The following is a 26,080-nucleotide window of genomic DNA, read 5'->3' as shown; positions in this document are numbered from 1 at the left end:
GGCGTGCGTACGCGCTCCGGGCCCTTCGCCGTGTCGGAGCGGGCGCCGGGATGACGCGGGCTAGCCCGTGTGGGTGAGGCTCGGGGGTGTCCGGCGGTATCTCGTACGGGATCCGCACCCGTATGGGCCCGGAACGCGCGTGCGGACTGGCATTCTTGGCGACGTCTCTGACTCCTCCCCTCATCCTGGAGCCCCGGCCCGTGAGCAGCTCCCCGGTCTCCGCTTCCGTCCCGGCCCAGCCCTACGGGCGGCCGCCGCTGCGTACCGTCCAGGTACTCGGTGGCGCCGCCGGCGCGGGCAGCAGCGCGCACGTACGGTCCCTCGCGACGGGGCTCGCCGCGCGCGGTGTCGGGGTCACGGTGTGCGCGCCCGTGCGGGTGGAGGGGGAGTACGACTTCACCGGCGCGGGCGCGGACTTCGCGCCCGACGCGGTGAGCGTGCTGCGGGCGGCGTGCGCGGGGGCGGACGTGGTGCACGCGCACGGCGTACGGGCCGGCGCGCGCGCCCTGCTGGCCCTGCGGGGGCGCCGGGTGCCGCTGGTGGTGAGTTGGCACGGGGACGGCCCGGTGGTCGACGGGGCGCTCGGGCGGCTGAGCCGGGTGCTGGAACGTCACGTGGCCCGGGCGGCGGCGGTGGTGCTGGGGCCGTCCTCCGATCAGGTGGACCTCGCGCGGGCGCGGGGAGCGCGGGACGCGAGGCTGTCGCCGGTGGCCGTGCCCGGGGGCTCCGCGGTGACGGAACCGGACAAGGTGCGGGCGGAACTGGGCGCGGTGGAGCGGCCGTTGCTCATCGCGGTCGGCAGCCTGGTGCCGCACCGGGGGTACTCCGTACTGCTCGACGCGGCACGGGAATGGCGGACGCTGGACCCGGCGCCGCTGCTGGTGATCGCGGGGGAGGGGCCGCTGCGGGCCGAACTCTCCCGCCGGATCGAGGCGGAGGCCCTGCCGGTGCGGCTGCTGGGCCGGCGCCGGGACGCGGCGCGGCTGCTGGCGGCGGCGGACGTGGCGGTGCTGCCGAGCCGGTGGGAGGCGCGGGCGCCGCTGGCGCAGGAGGCGCTGCGGGCCGGGGTGGCCTTGGTGGCCACGTCGGTGGGGGGAGTGCCGGAGCTGGTGGGGGACGGCGCGGTGCTGGTCCCGCCGGGGGACGCGGGCGCCCTTGCCTCTGCCGTGACCGGCCTGCTGGCGGACCCGGACCGGCGGGCGGTGCTGGCCGCCGCCGGGCTGGCGCAGGCGGCGTCTTGGCCGTCGGAGGACGACACGGTGGCGCAGGTCCTGTCGGTGTACGACGAGCTGATGGAACGCGGCCGGAGGTAGCGGCCCAGGGATCCGGGGCCCCGCCCCACGCCCCGCGCCTCAAACGCCGGCGGGGCTGGATGTGGCCGGGCTGCGCTGTCATGTGCGGCGCCGCTGCGGGGGCTCTGCCCCCGTGCCCCCGCTCCTCAAACGCCGGAGGGGCTGGTTTCGAGCGGGCGGCGTTGTCGTGTGCGGTGCCTTTGCCGGGGGCGCTGCCCCTGGACCCCAGGTCCTCGAAGGCCGGACGTGCTGAATCTTCCAGCCCCGCCGGCGCTTGAGGCGCGGGCGCGGTAGCGCCGTACAGGGGTCCGGGGCGGAGCCCCGGGGAACGGTGGAAGGGCGGGTAGGGGACTGCCCCGTGCAGCGGTGGGCCCCGCGGACAGGCACCGGCCCCGGTCCGGAGGCCCATGAACGGAGCCCGGCGCGGCGGCAGGTGCCCGCAGGCGGACACCGGTCCCGGCCCGGCGCGGGGCTCCGCCCGGGCATCGGCGGACGGAGTTCGCCGCAGCGGCGCGAAGCCGCGGAGGCCGCCTGCGGCCGAGGCGCGCGAGCGGCGCGTCAGGAAGGGGTATGGCGGCGGGCGCGGAGGGCCAGGCTCAGGGAGAGGACCGTTTCCGGGTCGTCCAGGTCCGTGCCCAGGAGCTCCGAGATGCGGGCCAGCCGGTTGTACAGGGTCTGCCGGTTCAGGTGGAGCTCGCGCGCCGTCTCCGCCTTGCGGCCCGCGTGGGCCAGGTACGTCTCCAGGGTGGGGAGGAGCGGGGGCCGGGACGTCGTGTCGTGGGTGCGCAGCGGCCCGATCGCGCGGTCCACGAAGGCCGCCAGGTCGGGGTGCTCGCGCAGCCGCCACAGCAGCAGGTCGATGTCCAGGCGGCGGGCGTCGTACCAGGGCCGGGCCGGCAGGCCATGGGCCGCCGTGGCGGTCTCCGCCGCGTGCCGCAGCCCCGCCGAGGCCGCCGCCCAGCCGCCCGCCACGCCCACGACCACGGCCGGCGGGGCGACGGCCCGCTCCAGCCCGGCCCGCTCCACGCCCGCCCGCAGCGCGGCCGCGACCCGGTCCGCCACCGCCGTGCGCTCCGACTCGGACCGTAGGGAGACGAGCAGCGGCACCCGGCCCTCCACCGGACGGACGCCCAGCAGCACCGGCACGCCCACCGAGGCCAGCTCCTCCAGGACCGCGCGCGCCAGCACCGCCCAGTTCCCGGACGGGCCGAGGTCCGAGCCCAGCCGCATCACGACCGGGAGCAGGGGACCCGGGCCCGGCTTGAAGCCGAGGACGCGCGCCTGCGACGGGGCGTCGTCGGCGCTGATGCGGCCCTCCGCGAGGTCCGTCAGGAAGTCGCCCCGGCCGCGCGCCGCCAACTCCTCCTCCTGCCGCGCCTGCATGAGGACCACGGCCAGTACCCCGGCCGTGCGCTCCGCCGCCATCCGGTGCACCGGCAGCAGCGGGGTCGTGACCCCGACCAGGACCACCCGGGCCCGCACCGAGCCCGTGCCGTGGCCCCCGCCCGGTACGTCGATCACCACCGTGTTCCCGGCCGGCTCGGCCTCGCGCTGGCCCCGCAGCCCCTCCCACACCTGGAGCGGGTCCGCGCCGGTGTCCGCCGCCCCGCTGCCGGCCGCGTACAGCAGTGCGCCGTCGGGGGTCTCCAGGAAGACCGGGTTGCCCGTGAAGCCGGCCAGGATCCGCAGCACCTGCGGGATGCCCCCGCCGCCCAACAGGGCCTCGGTACATCGCCGGTGGACCTCCTCGGCGCGCTGGAGGAGGGCGTAGTGGTGGTTGACGATCTCGGTGTGGATCTCCTCCGTCACCGTCACGAACGGGACTTCCCGGTGGAGCTGGACGAGCGGGAGGCCGGCCGTGCGGGCCGTTTCCAGGATGGTCGCCGGGAGCCGGGTGAAACGCGGGCCCAGTTCGACCACCAGCGCGGCGATGCCCCGGTCGGCGAGGCGGCGTACGAAGGCGCGCTGCTCGGCCGGCCGGGTGCCGAGGCCGAGCCCGGTGGTCAGCAGCAACTCGCCGCCTTTGAGGAGGGAGGCGATATTCGGCACCTCGCCCGCGTGCACCCAGCGGACGGTGCGCCCCAGGCGGTCGGCGCAGGCGACCACCTCCGGCAGTCCGCTGCGCAGCCCCGGCAGCTCAAGTGCCCGCTGAACTGTGATTCCGCCCTGGTCGTCCATGTGGCGGACGCTACCGGGCCGCGTGTTCCGGAGACATCACCTACCGGTTACAAAGCCCGTTCTGCCCCTCTTCCGGACCGACAACTCGTCTTCTCTGCAAGGAGATTATCGGACCGCGTGCCGATTGTGGTCTGTGTCACTCGGGTGGAGAGTGGCGGCCTCCCGATACAGGAAGAGGAGCCCATGAGCACAGGCACGACCAGCGGGTCATCTCAGGCGCCCGCGGCTCCACAGGTGCAGCGACTCAAGGCCAACTCGGTCGGCCTCGTCGGCGTCGTCTTCATGGCCGTCGCCACCGCAGCCCCCATCACGGCCATGACGGGCAACCTCCCCATCGCCGTCGGCTTCGGCAACGGCACCGGAGCCCCGGCCGGATACCTCTTCGCCACCCTCGTCCTGACCGTCTTCGCGGTCGGCTACGTGGCCATGGCCAAGCGGATCACCGCCGCAGGAGCCTTCTACGGATACATTTCCCACGGTCTCGGCCGGATCGCCGGCATGGCCTCCGGCATGCTCGCAGTCCTCGCCTACATCGTCTTCGAGGCCTCGATCGTCGGCGTCTTCTCCTATTTCACGAAGACCACCGTCCACGACCAGCTCGGCGTCGACCTGCCCTGGATCGTCTACGCGGCCGCCATGCTGGCCGTCACCGCCGCCCTCGCGCACTTCGACATCAACCTCACCGCCAAGGCCCTCGGCGTGATGCTCATCGCCGAGATCGCCGTGCTCTTCGCGGTGGCCACCGCCGTGCTGATCGCGGGCGGCGGACCGGACGGGATCCCGCTGGAACCCGTCAACCCGAAGAACGCCTTCACCGGCACCTCCGCCGGCCTCGGCCTCTTCTTCGCCTTCTGGTCCTGGGTGGGCTTCGAGTCCACCGCCATGTACGGAGAGGAGTCCCGCGACCCCAAGCGGGTCATCCCCAAGGCCACCCTCATCTCCGTCGTCGGCGTCGGCCTCTTCTACATCTACGTCTCCTGGATGACCATCGCGGGCAACGGCCTGGGCAAGTCCGTCGAGCTGTCCGCCTCCGCCAGCCCCCTCGACCTCTTCTTCGCGCCCACCCAGACCTTCATCGGCGCCTGGGCCGTCGACGCCTTCCAGTGGCTGCTGCTCACCGGCTCCTTCGCCTGCGGCATGGCCTTCCACCAGTGCGCCGCCCGCTACCTCTACGCCATCGGCCGCGAGGGCTTCCTGTCGCCGAAGCTCGGCCACACCCACGCCAAGCACGGCTCCCCGTACATCGCCTCGGTCGTGCAGACCGGCATCGCGACCGCGCTCGTCGTCGGCTTCTGGCTCACCGGGCAGGACCCGTACCTGCACCTGTACACACTGCTCGCGATCCTCGGCACGATGGCGATCCTGATCGTCCAGACGCTGTGCTCCTTCGCCGTCATCGGCTACTTCCGCAAGAACCACCCCGAGGACCGGCACTGGTTCAAGACCTTCACCGCCCCGCTGCTCGGCGGCATCGGCATGACCGCGGTGGTGGTCCTGCTCGTCCTCAACATGGAGACCGCGGCCGGCAGCGCCGCCGGATCGGTCTTCTTCAAGCTGATCCCGTGGATCGTCGGCGCCGTCTTCCTCGGCGGCCTCGGCCTCGGCTTCTGGCTCAAGGCCAAGGCCCCCGCGCGCTACGAGATCATCGGCCGGATCGTCCTGGAGGACGCCGCCGAGCGGCCCGCCGACGCCGATGACCAGCCGAACCCGACCGTCCTCCCCGGACAGGGCACCGCCTCGTCCGATTCCACCTCCGCGAACGTCTGAGGAGCCACCGCCATGGCCCGTACGCCCCTCATGCACGCCCTGCGCCGGCTCGCCGCCGAGCACGCCGCAGCCGCACGCCTCGGCATGCCCGCAGCCGAGGTCCGCGGCTCCACCCGCCGTGAACTCCTCGGCCGTGCCGCGGCCCTCGGCCTCGGCACCGCGCTCGCCGGGTCCGTCGCCACCGCCGCCCACGCCGCCGAGGCCACCCCCGACAAGAAGCCCGTCGCCCCGGCCCGCGTCGCCGTCGTCGGCGCCGGCATCTCCGGCCTGACCGCCGCCCTCACCCTCAAGGACGCGGGCGTCGACTGCACCCTGTACGAGGCCAACCCGAGCCGCGTGGGCGGCCGGATGTGGACCCAGCGCTCCCACTGGGCGTACGGACAGACCTCCGAGATCGGCGGCGAGCTGATCGACACGAGCCACAAGAAGATCCTGGAGCTCTGCCGCCGCTTCAACCTGACCGTCGAGGACTTCCTCGGCGGCGGCCCCAACGGGGCCGAGGAGGTGCTCTGGTTCAACGGGGAGTACTACTCCCGCACCCAGGCCGACGAGGACTTCAAGGCCGTCTACCAGGCCCTGCGCCGGGACCTCTCGGAGGCCGGGGAGGTCTCCTGGAACACCACCACCCCCACCGGCACCGCCCTCGACAACATGACCCTGTACGAATGGATCGAAACCCGGGTCCCCGGCGGCCACGGCTCGCAGCTCGGCCGCTTCATCGACGTGGCCTACAACGTCGAGTACGGCGCCGACACCCAGGCCCAGTCCGCCCTCGCCCTCGTCCTGCTGATGGGCTACCAGACCAACCCGGGCAACTTCAACGTCTGGGGCCTGTCCAACGAGCGCTACCACGTCGTCGGCGGCAACGACCGGCTCCCGAACGCCATCGCCGCCGCCCTGCCCTCCGGCTCGATCGTGATGGGCCGTGAGCTGGTCGCCGTACGGGCCAACGCCGACGGCACCCAGACGCTGACCTTCAACGACTCCGGGGCCGTGCGCACCGCGGTCGCCGACCACACGATCCTCTGCGTGCCGCTGCCGATCCTCCAGCGCATCGACACCTCTCAGGCCGGTTTCGACCCGCTCATGCGCAACCTGCTGCGCGACGCGCGGATGGGCTTCTGCACCAAGCTCAACATGCAGTTCACCGCCCGCCCCTGGCGGGGCGCCGGCCCCTGGCCCGGCGTCTCCGCGGGCGACTGCTTCACCGACTCCGAGGTCCAGCAGACCTGGGACACCACCAAGGTCCAGCCCGGCACCGGCGGCATCCTGCTCCAGTACGGCGGCGGCAGCCTCGCCGGGTCGCTCACCCCCGCGACCCCCTTCGCCACCGACTCCGACCCCTACGTACGGGCCCTCGCGGGCCGCATGCTGACCGGCATCGACGCCTTCTACCCGGGCACCAAGGCCGTCTGGACCGGCAAGGCCCAGCTCTCCGCCTGGCACCGCAACCCGTACTCGCTCGGCGCGTACTCGTACTGGCCCACCGGCTACCTGCACCGCTACGCCAAGTACGAGGGCACCGCGCAGGGCAACATCCACATCGGCGGCGAGCACTGCAGCTACGACTTCCAGGGCTTCATGGAAGGCGGCGCCACCGAGGGCGAGCGGGCGGCGCGGGAGGTGATCGCCGCCCTCACCTCCTGACGGGCCTCAGGCCGGCCGGACGTTGTGGTTGAAGCGGAAGACGTTGTCCGGGTCGTAACTCCGCTTCAGCGCCGCCAGCCGTGCCAGGTTCCTCTCGCCGAGGCCCGCGGCCACCCGGTCCGAGCCCTCGTCGCCCGTGAAGTTGAGGTAGACCGCGCCGGTGCTCCACGGACGGGCATCGGCGCGGACGTCCTTGACCCACTGCCGGCACCGCTCGTCGTCGGCCGCGTCCTCCCACACGCCGAACGGGTGCACCACCCAGGGCGCGTTCCGGAAGGGCAGCGGGTAGTCGCCGGGCGCCTCCGCGACCGCACCTCCCTGCGGGAAGACGATGTGCTGGGTGCCCGTCGGCACCGGCATCGATTCGGCGCGGGCGCAGTACACGTCCACGAACGCGTCGGGCACACCCGTCAGGTACTCGGCCGACCAGTAGTTCCGCATCCCCGGCGGGTCGTCCAGCATGCACTGCAGCTCCGCGTAGGGGATGGGCATCACCATCTCCACCTCGTGCGGGATCTCCAGTACCGGGGCGGCCAGCTCTCGCAACCCCTCCACGGGCCCCGTGTACGTCACCAGCACCCCGCACAGCAGCAGCCCCACCAGGTGCGGCGGCACGAACTCCTCCGGGGGACCGGTCAGGTAGATGACCCCGCCGCCCACGTCGGGCGGTCCGGCCTCGATGACGTCCCGGAACGCACGGACCACCTCGGGCCCGCGCTCCGGCAGGTACAGCAGGAACGCGATCGACATGTGGGGCAGCTCGTGCAGCCTCAGCGTCAGCGAGGTCGCGATGCCGAAGTTCCCGCCGCCGCCGTGCAGCCCCCAGAACAGCTCCGGATGGTCCTCCGCCGTCGCGTGGACCAGCTCGCCGTCGGCGGTGACCAGCTCCGCGCCCAGCAGGTTGTCCGCCGCCAGCCCGAACTTCCGGTCCAGCCAGCCGGTGCCGCCGCCCAACACGAAGCCGCCGACGCCCGTGGTGGAGGCCCGGCCGCCGGTGGTCGCCAGCCCGAACGGCTCGCAGGCCCGGTCCAGGTGGCTCATCGTGGCCCCGCCGCCGACGTGCGCCGCCCGCGCCGCCGGATGGACCGTCACCTCGTGCATCCGGCGCAGGTCCACGACCAGGCCGCCGTCGTTCAGCGCCATGCCGGCCACGCTGTGCCCGCCCCCGCGCACCGCGATCTTCAGGTCCAGATCCCTGGCGAACCGCACGGCCGTCACGACGTCCGCCGAGCTCTCGCACTGGGCGATCACGGCGGGCCTGCGGTCGATCATCGCGTTGAAGACCGTACGGGCCTCGTCGTACCCCGGATCGTCCTGGGTGAACACGTCGCCGGACAGGTCCTCGCGGAGCGCGGCCAGGGCCGCGCCCGCCTTCGAGAGGGGAGCCATGGCTGCCCCCTTCCTTCCCCGGAGGGCGGGCATGGGACCTCTCCAGCGTAGGCGGGGGCGATCATCCCGGCGCGGCGAGAAACCGGCCGGCCCGGGCGCGGCGGACCCGGGCGGCCACAGCACTAGCCCCCGTACGCCCCGCTCGCCGTCAGGCGCAGCGCGGTGTCGATCAGCGGAACGTGGCTGAAGGCCTGCGGGAAGTTCCCCACCTGCCGCTGGAGCCGCGGGTCCCACTCCTCCGCCAGCAGACCCAGGTCGTTGCGGAGCGACAGCAGCTTCTCGAAGAGCCGGCGCGCCTCGTCCACCCGTCCGATCATCGCCAGGTCGTCGGCCATCCAGAACGAGCACGCCAGGAAGGCCCCTTCGTCGCCCTCCAGGCCGTCCACGCCGGCCTCCTCGCCCGCCGTCGGGTAGCGCAGGATGAAACCGTCGGGGGTGGACAGCTCGCGCTGGATCGCCTCGATGGTCCCGATGACCCGCTTGTCGTCCGGCGGCAGGAAGCCCATCTGCGGGATCAGCAGCAGCGAGGCGTCCAGCTCCTGCGAGCCGTACGACTGGGTGAAGGTGTTGCGCTCCTTGTCGAAGCCCTTCTCGCACACGTCCTGGTGGATCTCGTCGCGCAGCTCGCGCCAGCGCTCCAGCGGCCCGTCCGCGTCCCCGCTCTCGATCAGCTTGATCGTGCGGTCCACCGCCACCCAGGCCATCACCTTCGAGTGCACGAAGTGCCGGCGCGGGCCGCGCACCTCCCAGATGCCCTCGTCCGGCTGGTCCCAGTGGGTCTCCAGGTAGCGGATCAGCTTCAGCTGGAGCAGCGAGGCGTAGTCGCTGCGCGCCAGGCCGGTCATGTGGCCCAGGTGCAGGGCCTCGGTGACCTCGCCGTACACGTCGAGCTGGAGCTGCCCGGCGGCGCCGTTGCCGACGCGGACCGGGCGCGAGCCCTCGTAACCGGGCAGCCAGTCCAGCTCGGTCTCGCCGAGCTCCCGCTCGCCCGCGATCCCGTACATGATCTGCAGGTTCTCCGGGTCCCCGGCGACCGCGCGCAGCAGCCACTCGCGCCAGGCGCGGGCCTCCTCGCGGTAGCCGGTGCGCAGCAGCGAGGAGAGGGTGATGGCCGCGTCGCGCAGCCAGGTGTAGCGGTAGTCCCAGTTGCGGACGCCGCCGATCTCCTCCGGCAGGGAGGTGGTCGGCGCGGCCACGATGCCGCCCGTGGGGCCGTACGTGAGGGCCTTCAGGGTGATCAGGGAACGGACCACCGCCTCCCGGTAGGGCCCGTGGTACGTGCACTGGTCGACCCAGTCGCGCCAGAACTCGATGGTGGACTCCAGCGCGGCCCCGGTGTCCGGGAGCTCGGGCGCGCCCTTGTGCGAGGGCTGCCAGCTGATGCTGAACGCCATCCGCTCGCCCGGCCGGACCGTGAAGTCGGAGTACGTCGTCAGGTCCTTGCCGTACGTCTGGGTGTCGGTGTCCAGCCAGACCGAGTCGGGGCCGGCGACGGCCACGGTGCGCCCGTCGACCTTGTGCACCCAGGGCACGACCCGCCCGTAGCTGAAACGCATGCGCAGCGCGGAGCGCATCGGGACCCGCCCGGTGACCCCCTCGACGATGCGGATCAGCTGGGGCGCGTGGTCCTCGCGGGGCGGCATGAAGTCGGTCACCCGGACCGTGCCGCGCGGCGTGTCCCACTCCGACTCCAGGACGAGCGATTCACCGCGGTAGCGGCGGCGCGTGGCCCGCGGGGCCTCGGCGCCGGCCGGTACGGCCGGGCCGATCCGCCAGAAGCCGTGATCCTCGGTGCCGAGAATGCTCGCGAACACGGCGTGGGAGTCGAAACGTGGCAGGCACAGCCAATCCACTGCCCCGTCCCGGCAGACCAGCGCCGCGGTCTGCATGTCCCCGATCAGTGCGTAATCCTCGATGCGCCCGGACACGTTGCATCTCCAGTCGAACGGCCACGTCCGCCCCGAAGGGCGCTTGCATTGCGCGGTTGCGCGGTCTCCTGTGTGCAGGGATCCCCGCATTGAGCCCATGATTCCGCATAGCGGCTCGGTTAGGCCGTCTGACGGACTGCTCGGCGGCGATGTTGTGCGATATCCGAGCAGGATATGACGGCACCCTAGTGATCTCCTTTAGCGGCCGAAGAATGGCGCTCGGCCAAACGGGTGAGCAGCGGATATGTCCCCCGGCGTCTTCCCGGGAAGCGTCCGGACCGCGTGGCCGGAGGCGGACCGCCCACGGCGCTGATAGGCTGGTACCCCGTGGACCGGTGGTCTGCCTGTGCGAATCAGGAGCCCCGAAACCGCAGCTTCGGCGCCCCCTGAGACCCTTCCGGATCGACGGTGGCCGGCGCCGGACGCACCTCACTTCGCGACCACGGGAGCCCCCTCTTGGCGATGCCGCCCAAATCCATGACGACCAAGCACATCTTCGTCACCGGGGGTGTCGCTTCGTCCCTCGGCAAGGGCCTGACGGCCTCCAGCCTGGGTGCGCTGCTGAAGGCGCGCGGTCTTCGGGTCACGATGCAGAAGCTCGACCCGTACCTGAACGTCGACCCGGGCACGATGAACCCGTTCCAGCACGGCGAGGTGTTCGTCACCAACGACGGCGCCGAGACCGACCTGGACATCGGCCACTACGAGCGCTTCCTCGACGTGGACCTCGACGGTTCGGCCAACGTGACGACCGGCCAGGTCTACTCGACGGTCATCGCCAAGGAGCGGCGCGGCGAGTACCTCGGTGACACCGTGCAGGTCATCCCGCACATCACCAACGAGATCAAGCACCGCATCCGCCGCATGGCGACCGAGGACGTCGACGTCGTCATCACCGAGGTCGGCGGCACCGTCGGCGACATCGAGTCGCTGCCGTTCCTGGAGACCGTCCGCCAGGTCCGCCACGAGGTCGGCCGCGACAACGTCTTCGTCGTGCACATCTCGCTGCTGCCCTACATCGGCCCCTCCGGCGAGCTGAAGACCAAGCCGACCCAGCACTCGGTCGCGGCCCTGCGCAACATCGGCATCCAGCCCGACGCGATCGTGCTGCGCGCCGACCGTGACGTCCCCACCTCCATCAAGCGCAAGATCTCGCTGATGTGCGACGTGGACGAGGCCGCCGTGGTCGCGGCGATCGACGCCAAGTCGATCTACGACATCCCGAAGGTCCTGCACACCGAGGGCCTCGACGCCTACGTCGTGCGCAAGCTCGACCTGCCCTTCCGCGACGTCGACTGGACGGTGTGGGAGGACCTCCTGGACCGGGTCCACAACCCCGACCACGAGGTCAAGGTCGCGCTCGTCGGCAAGTACATCGACCTGCCCGACGCCTACCTGTCGGTGACCGAGGCGCTGCGCGCCGGCGGCTTCGCCAACAAGGCCCGCGTGCAGATCAAGTGGGTCACCTCCGACGACTGCAAGACCCCGGCGGGCGCCGCCGCGGTCCTCGGCGACGTGGACGCGATCTGCGTGCCCGGCGGCTTCGGCGACCGCGGTGTCAACGGCAAGGTCGGCGCGATCACCTACGCCCGCGAGAACAAGATCCCGCTGCTCGGCCTGTGCCTGGGTCTGCAGTGCGTGGTCATCGAGGCGGCGCGGAACCTGGCGGGCATCGAGGACGCGAACTCCACCGAGTTCGACGCCTCCACCGCCAACCCGGTCATCTCCACGATGGAGGAGCAGCTGGCCTTCGTCGAGGGCGCGGGCGACCTGGGCGGCACCATGCGCCTGGGCATGTACCCGGCGAAGCTCGCCGAGGGCTCGATCGTGCGCGAGGTCTACGGCGACCAGGCGTACGTGGACGAGCGCCACCGCCACCGCTACGAGGTGAACAACGCCTACCGCGGCGAGCTGGAGAAGAAGGCGGGCATCGTCTTCTCCGGTACCTCCCCGGACAACAAGCTCGTCGAGTACGTCGAGTACCCGCGCGAGGTGCACCCCTACCTGGTGGCCACCCAGGCCCACCCGGAGCTGCGCTCGCGCCCGACCCGCCCGCACCCGCTGTTCGCGGGTCTGGTCAAGGCGGCCGTGGAGCGTCAGCAGTCCGCGAAGTGAGTCCGCGGACCGCATAACGTAGACAGCCGGGGTACGGATCTTCCGTACCCCGGCTGTCGCGCGTTGTGGAGGGCTTCGGGGAATGAACATCAAGGACACGGCGGAATCCTGGGAGATGCTGTCGACGCGGCGGCCGTTCCAGGGGGCCAAGACGGCCGTCGACTCCGACGAGGTGCGGATGCCGGACGGCTCGGTGGCCCGCCGCGACTACCAGGTGCACCCCGGATCGGTCTGCGTGCTGGCCCTCGACGGGGACGGGCGCGTCCTCGTCCTGAGCCAGTACCGGCACCCGGTGCGGCGGCGGCTGTGGGAGCTGCCGGCCGGGCTGCTCGACGTACAGGGGGAGAACCCGCTGCACGGGGCGCAGCGCGAGCTCCAGGAGGAGGCCCACGTCCAGGCGAAGGACTGGCGGGTGCTCGCCGACTTCTACGCCTCCCCGGGCGGCTCCGACGAGGCCATCCGGATTTTCCTGGCGCGGGACGTCTCCGAGGCGGAGGGGGAGCGGTACGCGGAGACCGGTTCCGAGGAGGCCGACATGGAAGTGACCTGGGTCCCCCTGGCCGACCTGGTCCGCGGCGTGCTGGCGGGCGAGCTGGGCAATCCGGGGCTGGTGACCGGCGTACTGGCTCTGTCGGCCGCCCTTGCCGCCGAAGGCGGCCTGGACGCCCTGCGCCCCGCCCTGTCCCCGTGGCCGGCCCGCCCGTACGAGGCGTAGCCCGCGGGTTCGTCCGCGCCGGCGGGGCGCTGCCCCCGGACCCCGCGCCTCAATCGCCGGCGGGGCTGGTTCTGCCCGTCCCCGGCGCCGTTGCCGGGGCTCCGCCCCGGGACCCCGGTCCTCAAACGCCGGACGGGCTGGATTTCGGCTGCTGCCGGTCGCCCCGTGCGGCTCAAAGATCGCCTCAATCGCCGGCGGGGCTGGATTTGGCTGCTGCCGTCCGCCAGGCGCGCTCGGATTGCCCACCCGGCACCCCCCCAGCCCGTCCGGCGTTTGAGGACCGGGGTCCGGGGCGGAGCCCCGGGTCTTTCAGCCTCGCCGGCGTCTGGGGCAGGGGGTACCCCCAGCGGTAGCTGGGGGAGGGTCCGGGCGGAGCCCGGGGAACGGTGGAAGGGCGGGTAGGGGACAGGCCCCGCGCAGCGGCACAACCCGCGGACGGACACCGAGCTCAGCCCAGCCCGGGGCCCCGCCCGGGCACCGCCGGACGGAGTCCGGCGCAGCGGCGCGAAGCCGGGGAGGCCGCTCGCGGCCGTGCCGTGCGAGTGGCGCGTGGAGAAGGGGAGGCCGCTCGCGGCCGTGCCGTGCGAGTGGCGCGTGGAGAAGGGGAGGCCGCTCGCGGCCGTGCCGTGCGAGCGACGCAATCAGAAAAAGCGGACCATCGGCTGATCCGATCAGGGGATATGTCCGCCGCGCTCCACACGAGTCGTCGCTCTGCGTGAACTACGCTCGGGATCCCCGAAGCCGGGGGCAGGGAGAGGAGCGGATCCGTGGCGGATTTCGTCGGGCGGCGGCGCGAGCTCAAGGAGCTGCGCGAGGACATCGCACGGACCGGGCTCGACACCCTTTCCGGCCGCAAGGCAAAGGCCCCCCGCGCCCGGGTGCTGCTCGTCGCCGGGCGCCCCGGATCCGGGCGGACCGCCCTCGCCGAGGCGTTCGTGCGCGAGGTCGCCGCGGAGTACCCCGACGGGGTGCTCCGGACCCGGCTCACCGCACCCGGCGGCGAGACCGTGGCCACCGAGCGGGCCGTACGGGGCCTGCTGGAGGCGCTGGGCCACCGCACTCCCCCCGGTGCCGGGGAGGACGAGCTCAGCTCGGCCCTGCGCACCGCGCTCGACGGCCGCCGCGCGATCATCCTGGTCGACGACGCCGCCGACCCCCACCAGGTCGACGCCCTGCTCCCGGACACCCCCGAATGCCTCGTCGTCGTCACCGCGGAGGGGCCGCTCACCGGCATCCCCGACGTGCGGCCCTGCACGCTCGGCGGGCTCGACACGCCCTCCGCCGTGCGGATGCTCGTCCACCGCATCGGCGACACCCGGGTCACCGCAGACCCCCGCGCCGCCGAATCCCTCGCCGAGGAGTGCGGGGGCCAGCCCGCCGCCCTCGTCCTCGTCCGCGGCTGGCTCGCGGCACACCCCAAGGCGTCCGTGGCCGACGTGGCCAAGCAGCTCCACGACATGCCGGCCAGCACCGGCGGACCGCTCGCCCGCTGCTTCCGGCTCGTCTACGAGAGCCTGCCGCAGCCCGCCCAGCGGACCCTGCGGCTGCTGCCGCTGGCCCCCGCGGGGATCGTCGACTCGCACACCGCCTCCGCCCTCGCCGGATGCTCCGTGGCCGCGGCCCAGTCGACGCTGGACGACTTCGCGTCGCTGGGCCTCGTACGCCCCGCCCACGACGGACTGTTCCTCCTGCCCGGCTGCCTCGCGCCGCTGCTCCAGGCCCTGCTGGAGGCCAAGGAGCGCCCGGCGGAGGTCCAGCTGGCCCGGGCCCGGATGCTGGAGCGGACCGTACGGCTGCTGCACTCCTGCCGGGCCATGGCCGGAGCGGAGGAGGACGGACTGCGGGAGGTGCTGGAGGGGCTGCCGCGCGCACTGCGCTTCCCCGACCGGCGGGCCGCCGCCACCTGGCTGGACACCCGGCTGCCCGCCCTGTCCGCCGCCGCGGCCCTGGCGGTGGCCGACGGGGAGCTGGACACCCTGGCGCGGCGGCTGGTCGCGGGCCTCGTACGGGCGCTCGCGGAGCACCGCGGGACCGCCGAGGCCGCCCCCGAGCTGTACGGGCTGCACCGCCTGGTCCTGGACGTGGCGGAGCGCCGCAGCCTGCACCGGGAGCAGGCCGCCGCCCTGCTGAACCTGGCCGACCTGGACGCCGAGACCGGCCGGACCCGGGAGGCCCTGGAGCGCTACCGGGCCGCCCTGGACGCCGGAAAGGCGGCGAACGACCCCTACGCGACCGGCCGCGCGATGGAATCCGTAGGCGGCGCCTATCAGGAGCTGGCGGACTGGCACCGGGCCTCCGACTGGTTCGGCCGGGCCCTGTCCCAGGCCCTCGCGCGGGGGGAGCGGGCGGACGAGGCGCGGCTCTACGGACGGCTCGGGAACGTGCACACCTACGCGGGCCGCTACGGGGAGGCGCTGCGCAGCTGGCGGGCGGCCGCGGCCGGGTACCGGAAGCTGGCCGATGTCCCGGGCCAGGCAAAGGCGTTGAGCGAGATGGCGCGGGTCCAGGAGTACGCCGGCCGCCCCGAGGAATCGCTGCACACCTGCCGCGAGGCGGTGGAGCTGGCGCGCCGTGCCGGGGACCAGCGGCTTCGGGCCGCGCTGCAGGTCAGACTGGCCGACACGCTGGACAGGCTGGGTGACCCGGCCGCCGCCAGGCTGCACCGGTCCGCAGCCGACAGATTGCTGGGCGACGACCCCGCAGCCTGCGAAATCCGCAGTGGATCCGACTAAGATTATTTGTTTGCAAGGCTAGACACGCGACAATCCTTCAATAAACTGGGTTCACCACGTCATCCGTGGTGCATCCCGTTGCGCGTTCTTGTGGGCGGGTATGTATGGAAGTGCCCCGTTCAATCCCCCTGAGTCAAGGACCGTGATCGACGATGAAGGTCGGCATCCCCCGCGAGGTCAAGAACAACGAGTTCCGTGTGGCCATCACCCCCGCCGGTGTCCACGAGCTCGTCCGTAACGGCCACCAGGTCTTCATCGAGCAGAACGCCGGTGTCGGCTCCTCGATCACGGACGCCGAGTACGTCGCCGCCGGCGCCGAGATCCTCGGTACCGCCGACGAGGTCTGGGCCACGGCCGACCTGCTGCTGAAGGTCAAGGAGCCCATCGCGGAGGAGTACCACCGCCTCCGCAAGGACCAGACCCTCTTCACCTACCTGCACCTGGCGGCCTCCCGCGAGTGCACGGACGCCCTGCTGGAGTCCGGCACCACGGCCATCGCGTACGAGACGGTCGAGCTCGCCAACCGCGCGCTGCCGCTGCTCGCCCCGATGTCCGAGGTCGCGGGCCGCCTGGCCCCGCAGGTCGGCGCCTACCACCTGATGCGCTCGGCCGGCGGCCGCGGCGTGCTCCCGGGCGGTGTCCCCGGCACCCACGCCGGCGAGTGCGTGGTCATCGGCGGCGGCGTCTCCGGCTGGAACGCCGCGCAGATCGCCATCGGCATGGGCTTCCACGTGACCCTGCTCGACCGCGACATCAACAAGCTCCGCGAGGCCGACAAGATCTTCGGTACGAAGATCAAGACGATCGTCTCCAACGCCTACGAGCTGGAGAAGGCCGTCATCGAGGCCGACCTCGTCATCGGCGCGGTGCTGATCCCGGGTGCGAAGGCCCCGAAGCTGGTCACCAACGAGCTCGTCGCCAAGATGAAGCCCGGAAGTGTCCTTGTCGACATTGCGATCGACCAGGGTGGCTGCTTCGAGGACTCCCGTCCGACCACCCACGCCGAGCCGACCTTCCAGGTCCACAACTCGGTCTTCTACTGCGTCGCCAACATGCCGGGCGCCGTCCCGAACACCTCCACCTACGCGCTGACGAACGCCACGCTGCCCTACATCGTGCAGCTCGCGAACCTCGGCTGGGTCGAGGCGCTGCGCCGTGACCCCGCGCTCGCGCTGGGCCTCAACACCCATGACGGCCAGGTCGTTTACGGCCCGGTCGCCGAGGCCCACGGTCTCGAGACCCTTGAGCTGAGCACGCTGCTCGGCTGAGTCGTCAACGACTGAAGTCAATCTCACGTATCCGGCCGGACCTTGCTCGCAAGGTCCGGCCGGACGCGTTTGCGAGGAACCCGTGAACCCGGCTCAACTCGCCGCGAACGTAACCCTTTAACCCTTTCGCACACCCGCGAAACTTCGCGGCGAGAGTCCGTGCGCCCTTGACAGAGTGTTGTTCGGTTGCCGACACATCGTGCCGGGTCCGACGGATTGTGTTGCCGCTGAGCGGTGACACGCCATAGAGTCGCCAACCGTCGGCATGGTGCCACGCTGACCTATCGATAAGTGTCCTGGTCACGTCCGAGGAGGTAAGACGACTTGTGAATGAGTCGACATTTGCTCCTGGGGGTGGTCGAGCGGGTATGCCCGCGCGGGGCGAGAGCCCTGCCGGGCGCGAGGCTGTCGGCTCCGTCGCAGTACGCACCTTCGCAAACCACCAGCACCTGACGACGCCCCAAAAGAGCATGGACGGCCTAGACGTGAACTCCACGGCCGGCGACCACGGTGGCGATACGCCCATTGGTTTCGCCGACTACGACCAGGTGCCCGAGGGGCACTTCTACGACCCCGACGCGGAGTACGAACCGGACCCCGAGTACGCGGCCACCCTCGCCCCCGACGCTGCCCGCCAGCGTCGTGAGCGGATCGGCCCGACCGGACGCCCGTTGCCGTACTTCCCGATCCCGGGTCCGCTGACCGACCACGGTCCGGCGAAGATCATCGCGATGTGCAACCAGAAGGGCGGCGTGGGCAAGACCACGTCGACCATCAACCTGGGTGCGGCGCTCGCCGAGTACGGACGCCGTGTGCTGCTGGTCGACTTCGACCCGCAGGGCGCGCTCTCCGTGGGCCTCGGCGTGAACCCGATGGAACTCGACCTGACGGTCTACAACCTGCTCATGGAGCGGGGCATGTCGGCCGACGAGGTGCTGCTCAAGACGGCGGTCCCCAACATGGACCTGCTGCCGAGCAACATCGACCTGTCCGCTGCGGAAGTGCAGTTGGTCAGCGAGGTCGCGCGCGAGTCGACCCTCCAGCGGGCCCTGAAGCCCCTGATGGCCGACTACGACTACATCGTGATCGACTGTCAGCCCTCGCTCGGTCTGCTGACCGTGAACGCCCTGACGGCGGCTCACAAGGTCATCGTCCCGCTGGAGTGCGAGTTCTTCGCGCTGCGCGGTGTGGCGCTGCTGACCGAGACCATCGAGAAGGTGCAGGAGCGGCTCAACCCGGAGCTGGAGCTCGACGGCATCCTCGCCACGATGTACGACTCCCGTACGGTGCACAGCCGCGAGGTGCTCGCGCGCGTGGTCGAGGCCTTCGACGACCACGTCTACCACACGGTCATCGGCCGGACGGTGCGCTTCCCGGAGACCACGGTGGCCGGCGAGCCGATCACCACGTACGCCTCCAACTCCGTCGGCGCCGCCGCCTATCGCCAGCTGGCCAGGGAGGTGCTCGCCCGGTGTCACGCCGAGTGAGTCTGCCCGGAGCCGACGAACTGTTCCGCACGACAGGGGGGATGGCCCTCCAGTCGTCCTCGCCGAGGCGAGGGGCCGACGAGTCGTCGGGCGCGACGGGCGAACACTCGGCCGCTTCGGCGGAGGGCGGCTCGTCGGGCGAGGGCCGCAGCCGGGAGGCTGAGGCCGGTACGGAGCCGGTCGTGGGCGCACCGCGGCGGTCGCAGGAAGGTTCTGTCAGCGGGACCGGGCCGGCGGCGTCCGGCCGCGGCAAGGGCCAGGGCCGGGGCGCGAACCGGCGGCCCAGCGGGCGGGAGCGGCACGACGAGAAGATCACGGTCTACGTCTCCGCCGAGGAGCTGATGGACCTGGAGCACGCCCGTCTGGTGCTCCGCGGGGAGCACGGCCTGGCGGTGGACCGCGGCCGCATCGTCCGCGAGGCGGTGGCGGTGGTCCTGGCGGACCTCGAATCCCGCGGCGACGCCAGCATCCTGGTCCGCCGGCTGCGCGGTCGCTGACCGCCCCTGGCCTGCGGCCCGCTCGAACGGCTCTCCGGGCTCCGGCCCGTGGCCCGCTCACCCGGAAGGCCCGGCACCCCTGGTGGGTGGCGGGCCTTCCGGCTTTCCGGGGCCGGGCGGGGCCGGTGCCCGGCGGAGCCGGGTTTCCCGGGGATCCGCCCCGGACCCCGCTCCTCAAACGCCGGAGGGCTGATCTCGCCCGCCGGGCCCCCGGGGGCGAACGTCGGCGTGGTCGGGGCGGTGGCGCGGCGTCCGGAATCCGGTTGCCGACTAGGCTGCTCGTGGCCGCCGACCTGCACCCACCCGGCCGTACGCCGTTCCCTCCGCGCCACCCCTGGACCCCGATGCCCCTCCCCGCCGAACCCGGCCGCCCGACCCGCCGTGCGCTGGGTCGGGGGCCCGGTGTGCCGGGGGAGGCCCAGGAGGGCCCTGAAGGGGGCACTGGGCGCCCGGCGCCCGACGGTGGGGTGGCGGAGCCGCAGCGCACCCCCGAGGCCCCCGAGGGGCACGAGACCGCGCTGCCGGCCGGGCCCGGGGGCGCCGACACGCACGACGACCCGGCGCAGCCGCCGGACGAGGAGGCCTCCGCCGGGCCTGCGGTCGGGTCGGCGAGTCCGGGCGGTGCCGGGGGCGTCGGCGGGCCCGTCCCGGCCGCACCGGTCCGGCACGGCGAAGCCCCCGAGGGGCCGGAGGCCCGGGGCGCGGGTGGGCCCGGCAGGCCCGCCCCGCCGCGTGACGGAGCCGCCGACCCCGCCGGAGGCGGCGGGCGGTTCACGCTGCGGCTCGACAACTTCGAGGGGCCGTTCGATCTCCTGCTGCAGTTGATCTCCCGCCACAAGCTCGACGTCACCGAGGTCGCTCTGTCCCAGGTCACCGACGAGTTCATGGCCCACATCCGGGCCATGGGGCCCGACTGGGACCTCGACCAGACCACCGAGTTCCTCGTCGTCGCCGCCACCCTCCTCGACCTCAAGGCCGCCCGGCTGCTGCCGGTCGCCGAAGTGGAGGACGAGGCCGACCTCGCCCTCCTCGAAGCGCGGGACCTGCTCTTCGCGCGGCTGCTCCAGTACCGGGCGTACAAGAAGATCGCCGAGATCTTCGAGGGCCGGGCCGAGGCCGAGGGCAGGCGGTACCCGAGGACCGTCGGGCTGGAAGCCCACCACGCCGACCTGCTCCCCGAGGTCGTCATCGGCATCGGCGCGGACGGGTTCGCCCGGCTCGCCGTCAAGGCCATGCAGCCCAAGGCCAGGCCGCAGGTCTACGTGGACCACATCCACGCCCCGCTCGTCAGCGTGCGCGAGCAGGCCGGGTTCGTGGTGCGGATGCTGAAGGCGCGGGGCGAGGCCACCTTCCAAGAGCTCACCGAGGACACCGACGACACCCTCACCGTCGTCGCGCGGTTCCTGGCCCTCCTGGAGCTCTACCGCGAGAAGGCGGTGGTCCTCGACCAGGAGGAGGCCCTGAACACCCTCACCGTGCGCTGGAGCGGCGGGGACGGCGACGGCATGCCGACCGTGACCGACGAGTTCGACCGGATCATCGTGGAGGCCAAGGAATGAGCGACGTGGCAGCGCTGGAGCTGAAGCCGGCCCTGGAAGCCGTCCTCATGGTCGTGGACGAGCCCGCGACCGAGACGCACCTCGCCAAGGTGTTGGAGCGCACCCCGCGCGAGGTGGCCGACGCCCTGCGCGAGCTCGCCGACGAGTACACGGTGGCGCGGCGCGGTTTCGAGCTGCGGCTCGTGGCCGGCGGGTGGCGGTTCTACAGCAGGGCGGAGTACGCGCCGGCCGTCGAGGGCTTCGTACTGGACGGCCAGACGGCCCGGCTCACCCAGGCCGCCCTGGAGACCCTCGCGGTCGTCGCGTACCGCCAGCCGGTGAGCCGGTCGAGGGTCTCGGCGGTCCGCGGAGTCAACTGCGACGGCGTCATGCGGACCCTCCTCCAGCGCGGTCTGGTGGAGGAGGCGGGCACGGAACCCGAAACAGGTGCGATCCTGTACAGGACGACGAACTACTTTCTGGAGCGGATGGGCCTGCGAGGCCTGGACGAGCTCCCGGAGCTCGCGCCCTTCCTCCCCGAGGCGGACGCGATCGAAGCCGAGACGCAAGAAGGTGTGCCGTCGTTCGATCCGGACGCACCGGATACCGAAGAAGACGACGACAAGACGACGGACATTTGATGCGAAGCAGCGGCAACGGCAACGGTGGCAACAGGAACAGCGGCGGCGGTGGCGGCGGCGGGCGCGGTGGCGCCCGTGGCGGCGGCTCCTCCGGCGGCGGTGGCTACCGCGGCGGCGGCTCCGGCGGTGGCAGCGGCAGCGGTGGCGGTGGCTACCGGGGCGGCTCCAGCGGCGGCTCGGGCGGTGGCGGCGGCTACCGCGGCGGGAGCTCGGGCGGTGGCTCGCGCGGCGGCTCCTCCGGTGGCGGTTACCGCAGCGGCGGCTCCGGCGGCTACCAGGGCGGCGGTTCCGACCGCGACCGCGAGCCTGCGCCCCGCATCCGCAACCCGCGCCCCGAGGAGCGCCGCTACGACGTGGGCCCCGAGGGCGAGCGCAGCGGCCGCAGCGGCCCCAAGGCCGGCGGCGGCGGCGCCCGTGGTGCGGCCGCGCGCGGCGGCGCCAAGGGCGGCCCCCGCACCGGCTCCAAGACCCCCGGCATCGGCGGGGCCGGCGGCCCGCGCAGCGGTCCCGGCAGCCGCAGCGGCAAGGCGCGCCCCCGCGAGCTGGACGCGCGGATCGAGGAGCGCGTGCGCGACCGGTACGCCGACAAGCCCGTGATCAAGACCCCGAAGACCTTCCCGGGCGCCGAGGAGGAGGGTGAGCGCCTGCAGAAGGTGCTCGCCCGCGCCGGCATGGGCTCGCGCCGCGCCTGCGAGGAGCTCATCGAGCAGGCCCGCGTCGAGGTCAACGGCGAGATCGTGCTGGAGCAGGGCAAGCGCGTCCAGCCGAAGGACGAGATCAAGGTGGACGGTCTGACCGTCGCCACCCAGTCGTACCTGTTCTTCGCGCTGAACAAGCCCGCCGGCGTCGTCTCCACGATGGAGGACCCGGACGGCCGCCAGTGCCTCGGCGACTACGTCACCAACCGTGAGACGCGTCTCTTCCACGTCGGCCGGCTCGACACCGAGACCGAGGGCATCATCCTGCTCACCAACCACGGCGAGCTGGCCCACCGCCTGACGCACCCGAAGTACGGCGTGCAGAAGACGTACGTGGCCGCGATCACCGGCAACCTGCCGCGTGACATCGGCAAGCGGCTCAAGGACGGCATCGAGCTGGAGGACGGCTGGGCCCGGGCCGACAACTTCCGCGTCGTCGACCAGGTCGGCAAGAACTACCTGGTCGAGGTGACCCTCCACGAGGGCCGCAAGCACATCGTCCGCCGCATGCTGTCGGAGGCCGGCTTCCCGGTCGACAAGCTCGTACGGACCTCCTTCGGACCGATCGAGCTCGGTGACCAGAAGTCCGGCTGGCTGCGCCGCCTGACCAACACCGAGGTCGGCATGCTGATGCGCGAGGTCGGTCTGTAATCCCGCAAAACCCCCGAAAGCCCGCGGTGCCCTTCGGCGCCGCGGGCTTTTCCCTTGTCCGGGACCTCACCCCCTGTTTATAGTCAACCTGACTATTAAAGGGAGTGGGGGATCGTCATGAGCTGGACCGAGGTACTCGGATTCGCCACTGGTGCCCTGTGCGTCTGGCTCGTGGCCCGCCGGCACGTGGCCAACTGGCCCATCGGCATCGCCAACAACGTCTTCTTCATCGTCCTGTTCGCCCGGGCCGGCCTCTACGCCGACGCCGGGCTGCAGGTCGCCTTCATCGCCCTCGCCGCGTACGGCTGGTGGTCCTGGACCCACGGGGGTGGATCAGGAACCGCCGAGGCCCTGCCGGTGCGCCGCACCACGCGCACCGAATGGATCGGGCTGGCCGCGGCGGCGGCGGTGGGGGTCCTTGCCCTCACCCTGCTGCTGGGCCGCGCCACCGACTCCACCGTGCCCTTCTGGGACGCCCTGACCACCGGGCTCTCGCTCGCGGCCACCTACGGCCAGTGCCGCAAGCTCGTCGAGTCCTGGTGGCTGTGGATCGCCGCCGACCTCGTCTACATCCCGCTCTACGCGTACAAGGGGCTCTACCTCACCGCCGCCCTGTACGTCGGCTTCCTCGCGCTCTGCGTGGCCGGGCTGGCGGGCTGGCGCCGTGACCTCCCTGGGCGCGGGACCCGTACGGCCCTGGGAGCGACGGCATGAGGCGCTACGCGCACGGGCTGGTGCTCGGCAAGTTCTACCCGCCGCACGCCGGCCACCACCACCTGGTGCGCACCGCCCAGGACCGCTGCGACCGGCTGACCGTGCTCGTGTGCGCGGCCTCCGTGGAGTCGGTCCCGCTCGCCGACCGGGTCGCCTGGATGCGCGAGGAGCACCCCGGCGCGGACGTGGTCGGCGCCGTCGACGACATCCCCGTCGACCTGACGGACCCGGCGATCTGGGAGGCGCACATGGCGATCTTCCGGGAAGCGGTCGGCCGGCCCGTCGACGCCGTCTTCACCTCGGAGGAGTACGGGACCGAGCTCGCCCGCCGGTTCGCCGCCGAGGAGGTCTGCGTGGACCCGGCCCGGACCCTGTTCCCGGTCTCCGGGACGGCCGTACGGGCCGACCCCGCGGGCTGCTGGGACTTCCTGGGGCCGGCCGTACGGGCCTCCCTGGCCCGGCGGGTCGTCGTACTGGGCGCCGAGTCCACCGGCACGACGACGCTGTCGCGGGCGCTGGCGGCGCACTACCGGGCGCGCGGCGGGGTGTGGTCCGCGACGGGCTGGGTCGCCGAGTACGGGCGCCGGTACAGCGAGGAGAAACTGGAGGCGGCCCGCGCCGCCGACCCCGCGGCCGGCTGGGAGGACATTACCTTCGCCTCGGAGGAGTTCCCGGTCATCGCCCGGCGGCAGGACGCGGAGGAGGAGAGGGCCGCCCGGCTGGGCTCGCCGGTGCTGTTCTGCGACACCGACTCCTTCGCCACCGGCATCTGGCACGAACGCTACGTCGGCGGACGGAGCGAAGAGGTCGAGAAGACCGCCGCCCTCACCCGGCGCGACCTGTACCTGCTGACGGACGACGCGGACGTGCCCTTCGAGGACGACGGGCTGCGCGACGGCCCGCACCTGCGGCCCTGGATGACCGGACGGTTCCGGGAGGAACTGGAGCACACCGGCAGGCGCTTCCTCGTCATGCGGGGCAGCCGCGAGGAACGGCTCGCGGCCGCGGTGGCGGCCGTCGACGAACTGCTCGCCGAGGGCTGGCACTTCGCCGACCCGCTGCCGGAGACCCGATGAGCAGTGCGCCGCCCGCGGGCTACGACCCGTACGCCTTCTCGCCGTTCGCGGTGACCGTCGACCTCGCGGTGTTCACCGTACGGGCCGGACTCCTGCACGTGCTGCTCATCCGGCGCGGCCAGGCACCTTACGAGGGGGTCTGGGCGCTGCCCGGCGGATTCGTCCTGCCCCGGGAGTCCGCCGAGACCGCCGCCCGCCGCGAACTGGCCGAGGAGACCGGCCTCGCGGAGCCCCTGGTGGCCGCCCTGCACCTGGAACAGCTGCGCACCTACAGCGAGCCGGACCGCGATCCCCGGATGCGGGTGGTCTCGGTGGCTTTCACGGCGCTGGTCCCCGACCTGCCGGAGCCGGCGCCGGAAGGCGGCGGCGACGCGGCGCACGCCCGCTGGGTGCCCGTGGGGGAGGCCCGGGAACTGGCCTTCGACCACGCGGTGATCCTCGGTGACGCCCGCGAGCGGATCCGCTCGAAGCTGGAGTACACCTGCTTGGCCACCGCCTTCTGCCCGCCCGAATTCACCCTCGGGGAGCTCCGGGCCGTCTACGAGACCGTCTGGGACACCACCCTCGACCGCCCCAACTTCCGCCGCAAGGTCCTCGCCACGCCCGGGTTCGTCGAAGCCGTCCCCGGCGCCTCGCGACTGACCGGTGGGCGCGGCAAACCGGCCGCCCTCTACCGGGCGGGCCCCGCCACGGCCCTCCACCCTCCGCTGCTCCGACCCGAAGGAACCCCGCGATGACGAAACGAGCCGCGACCGGCGCCCTGCTCGGGCTGGCCCTGGGTGACGCCCTAGGTTTCCCCACCGAGTTCAACGACGTGCCGTCGATCCTCGCCAAGACCGGCCCCTGGCGGGAGATGAAGCTGCCCCGCCCGGCGATCGTCACGGACGACACCCAGATGACCCTCGCCCTGGCCCGCGGCATACGGACCGCCGCCGAGCGGGGCCGGGTCGGCCCGCTGCGCCTCACCCGCTCGGTCCGCGAGGAGTTCGTCGACTGGTACCACTCGCCGGAGAACAACCGCGCCCCGGGCAACACCTGCCTGCGGGCCTGCTCGCTGCTGAACCACCCCGAGCGCGACTGGCGGGACGCCAGCCAGATCGGCTCCAAGGGCTGCGGCGCCAACATGCGGGTGGCGCCGGTCGGGCTCGTGCCCGGCTGGACGGACGAGGAACGGGCGGGCGCGGCCCAGCTCCAGTCGGCCCTCACCCACGGCCACCCGACGGCACTGGCCGCCTCCGACCTGACGGCCCGCGCGGTCCACCTGCTGGCCGTCGGCACCGAAGTGACGGGCCTGGTCGGGCTGCTGCGCTCGTACGCCCTGGAGAACCGCACCCGCTACCACGAGCGCTGGCTGGGCGACCTGTGGATGCGGACCGCCTCCGACGCCTCGCCGGAGTCCTTCATCGCGCGCGGCTGGGACGAGTGCCTGGCGGTCCTGGACCGGCTGGCGGCCGCCCTGCGCAGCCCGTCCCCGGAAACGGACCCCTGCCTGACCACCGGCGACGGCTGGATCGCGGAGGAGGCCCTCGCCACCGCGCTCCAGTGCTTCCTGCTCTTCCCCGACGAGCCGATCCTCGCCCTGCGCCGCGCGGCCTGCACCAAGGGCGACTCGGACTCCATCGCCTGCCTCGCCGGAGCCTTCGCGGGAGCCCACCTCGGCGCGGACGTCTGGCCCCGTGACTGGGAGGGCCGCATCGAGTACCGGGACGAACTCCTGGCCTTCGGGACCCTCTGGGATGCTTGATCC

General features: G+C 72.7%; 19 protein-coding genes. 16 read left to right on the top strand and 3 right to left on the bottom strand.

All coding sequences use genetic code 11. From position 1 onward, the window contains the following. Positions 1-200: 200 nt before the first annotated feature. Complete coding sequence (locus ACIQ5Y_RS23020) at positions 201-1,313, top strand: glycosyltransferase family 4 protein (protein ID WP_403883404.1); 1,113 nt, start codon at positions 201-203, stop codon at positions 1,311-1,313. A 537-nt stretch (positions 1,314-1,850) separates the two neighbouring features. On the opposite strand, the gene ACIQ5Y_RS23015 is transcribed toward ACIQ5Y_RS23020, so the two are convergent. Next, positions 1,851-3,470: a PucR family transcriptional regulator gene (locus tag ACIQ5Y_RS23015; RefSeq protein WP_403883401.1), complete on the bottom strand. Its 1,620-nt coding sequence runs from the start codon at positions 3,468-3,470 to the stop codon at positions 1,851-1,853. Positions 3,471-3,653: 183 nt separating this feature from the next. Between ACIQ5Y_RS23015 and ACIQ5Y_RS23010 the strand changes: the two genes are divergently transcribed. Both ACIQ5Y_RS23010 and ACIQ5Y_RS23005 read left to right on the top strand, forming a co-directional pair. Beyond that, the gene (locus tag ACIQ5Y_RS23010; protein ID WP_403883398.1) at positions 3,654-5,237 is read left to right on the top strand and encodes an APC family permease; all 1,584 of its coding nucleotides are present in this window, start codon (positions 3,654-3,656) and stop codon (positions 5,235-5,237) included. 12 nt (positions 5,238-5,249) lie between these two features. Next, positions 5,250-6,884 (top strand): flavin monoamine oxidase family protein, encoded by a 1,635-nt coding sequence (locus tag ACIQ5Y_RS23005; RefSeq protein ID WP_403883395.1) that lies wholly within the window; start codon positions 5,250-5,252, stop codon positions 6,882-6,884. A gap of 6 nt (positions 6,885-6,890) precedes the next feature. Here the strand turns inward: ACIQ5Y_RS23005 and ACIQ5Y_RS23000 are convergent, their stop codons facing one another. Both ACIQ5Y_RS23000 and ACIQ5Y_RS22995 read right to left on the bottom strand, forming a co-directional pair. Next, positions 6,891-8,273, bottom strand: coding sequence for an FAD-binding oxidoreductase (locus ACIQ5Y_RS23000; RefSeq protein ID WP_403883392.1), 1,383 nt, complete (start codon positions 8,271-8,273; stop codon positions 6,891-6,893). Positions 8,274-8,395: 122 nt separating this feature from the next. Then, complete coding sequence (locus ACIQ5Y_RS22995; protein ID WP_403883389.1) at positions 8,396-10,201, bottom strand: glycoside hydrolase family 15 protein; 1,806 nt, start codon at positions 10,199-10,201, stop codon at positions 8,396-8,398. Positions 10,202-10,663: 462 nt separating this feature from the next. Between ACIQ5Y_RS22995 and ACIQ5Y_RS22990 the strand changes: the two genes are divergently transcribed. The 13 genes from ACIQ5Y_RS22990 to ACIQ5Y_RS22930 all read left to right on the top strand — a co-directional run bounded on the left by ACIQ5Y_RS22990 (position 10,664) and on the right by ACIQ5Y_RS22930 (position 26,077). Beyond that, complete coding sequence (locus tag ACIQ5Y_RS22990; RefSeq protein WP_384593303.1) at positions 10,664-12,316, top strand: CTP synthase; 1,653 nt, start codon at positions 10,664-10,666, stop codon at positions 12,314-12,316. A gap of 82 nt (positions 12,317-12,398) precedes the next feature. Further along, positions 12,399-13,031 (top strand): NUDIX domain-containing protein, encoded by a 633-nt coding sequence (locus tag ACIQ5Y_RS22985; RefSeq protein ID WP_403883386.1) that lies wholly within the window; start codon positions 12,399-12,401, stop codon positions 13,029-13,031. Between the two features lie 767 nt (positions 13,032-13,798). Continuing rightward, entirely contained in the window at positions 13,799-15,763 is a 1,965-nt protein-coding gene (locus ACIQ5Y_RS22980) for a tetratricopeptide repeat protein (RefSeq protein ID WP_403883383.1), read from the top strand. Between the two features lie 152 nt (positions 15,764-15,915). Then, the gene (gene ald / locus ACIQ5Y_RS22975; protein ID WP_389414282.1) at positions 15,916-17,031 is read left to right on the top strand and encodes an alanine dehydrogenase; all 1,116 of its coding nucleotides are present in this window, start codon (positions 15,916-15,918) and stop codon (positions 17,029-17,031) included. Positions 17,032-17,399: 368 nt separating this feature from the next. Then, positions 17,400-18,518 (top strand): ParA family protein, encoded by a 1,119-nt coding sequence (locus ACIQ5Y_RS22970; protein ID WP_403883379.1) that lies wholly within the window; start codon positions 17,400-17,402, stop codon positions 18,516-18,518. Continuing rightward, entirely contained in the window at positions 18,503-19,015 is a 513-nt protein-coding gene (locus ACIQ5Y_RS22965; protein ID WP_403883376.1) for a hypothetical protein, read from the top strand. Before ACIQ5Y_RS22970 ends, ACIQ5Y_RS22965 begins: the two co-directional genes overlap by 16 nt. Before the next feature lie 344 nt (positions 19,016-19,359). Then, positions 19,360-20,574, top strand: coding sequence for a segregation/condensation protein A (locus ACIQ5Y_RS22960; RefSeq protein ID WP_403883452.1), 1,215 nt, complete (start codon positions 19,360-19,362; stop codon positions 20,572-20,574). Further along, positions 20,571-21,194: an SMC-Scp complex subunit ScpB gene (scpB, locus tag ACIQ5Y_RS22955; RefSeq protein WP_403883373.1), complete on the top strand. Its 624-nt coding sequence runs from the start codon at positions 20,571-20,573 to the stop codon at positions 21,192-21,194. The genes ACIQ5Y_RS22960 and scpB overlap by 4 nt, the downstream gene beginning before the upstream one ends. Beyond that, positions 21,194-22,543 (top strand): pseudouridine synthase, encoded by a 1,350-nt coding sequence (locus tag ACIQ5Y_RS22950; protein ID WP_403883370.1) that lies wholly within the window; start codon positions 21,194-21,196, stop codon positions 22,541-22,543. The genes scpB and ACIQ5Y_RS22950 overlap by 1 nt, the downstream gene beginning before the upstream one ends. A gap of 117 nt (positions 22,544-22,660) precedes the next feature. Continuing rightward, entirely contained in the window at positions 22,661-23,257 is a 597-nt protein-coding gene (gene pnuC, locus ACIQ5Y_RS22945; protein ID WP_403883367.1) for a nicotinamide riboside transporter PnuC, read from the top strand. Beyond that, positions 23,254-24,333 (top strand): AAA family ATPase, encoded by a 1,080-nt coding sequence (locus ACIQ5Y_RS22940; RefSeq protein ID WP_403883364.1) that lies wholly within the window; start codon positions 23,254-23,256, stop codon positions 24,331-24,333. Before pnuC ends, ACIQ5Y_RS22940 begins: the two co-directional genes overlap by 4 nt. Next, entirely contained in the window at positions 24,330-25,070 is a 741-nt protein-coding gene (locus ACIQ5Y_RS22935; RefSeq protein WP_403883361.1) for an NUDIX hydrolase, read from the top strand. Before ACIQ5Y_RS22940 ends, ACIQ5Y_RS22935 begins: the two co-directional genes overlap by 4 nt. Beyond that, positions 25,067-26,077: an ADP-ribosylglycohydrolase family protein gene (locus ACIQ5Y_RS22930; RefSeq protein WP_403883358.1), complete on the top strand. Its 1,011-nt coding sequence runs from the start codon at positions 25,067-25,069 to the stop codon at positions 26,075-26,077. Before ACIQ5Y_RS22935 ends, ACIQ5Y_RS22930 begins: the two co-directional genes overlap by 4 nt. The last annotated feature ends 3 nt before the right edge of the window (positions 26,078-26,080 follow it).

This window comes from Streptomyces sp. NPDC096339 (genome assembly GCF_044762985.1).
Lineage (GTDB): Bacteria > Actinomycetota > Actinomycetes > Streptomycetales > Streptomycetaceae > Streptomyces.
Note: the sequence above shows the minus strand (reverse complement) of the source record. Positions and strands in the feature narration are given on the sequence as shown.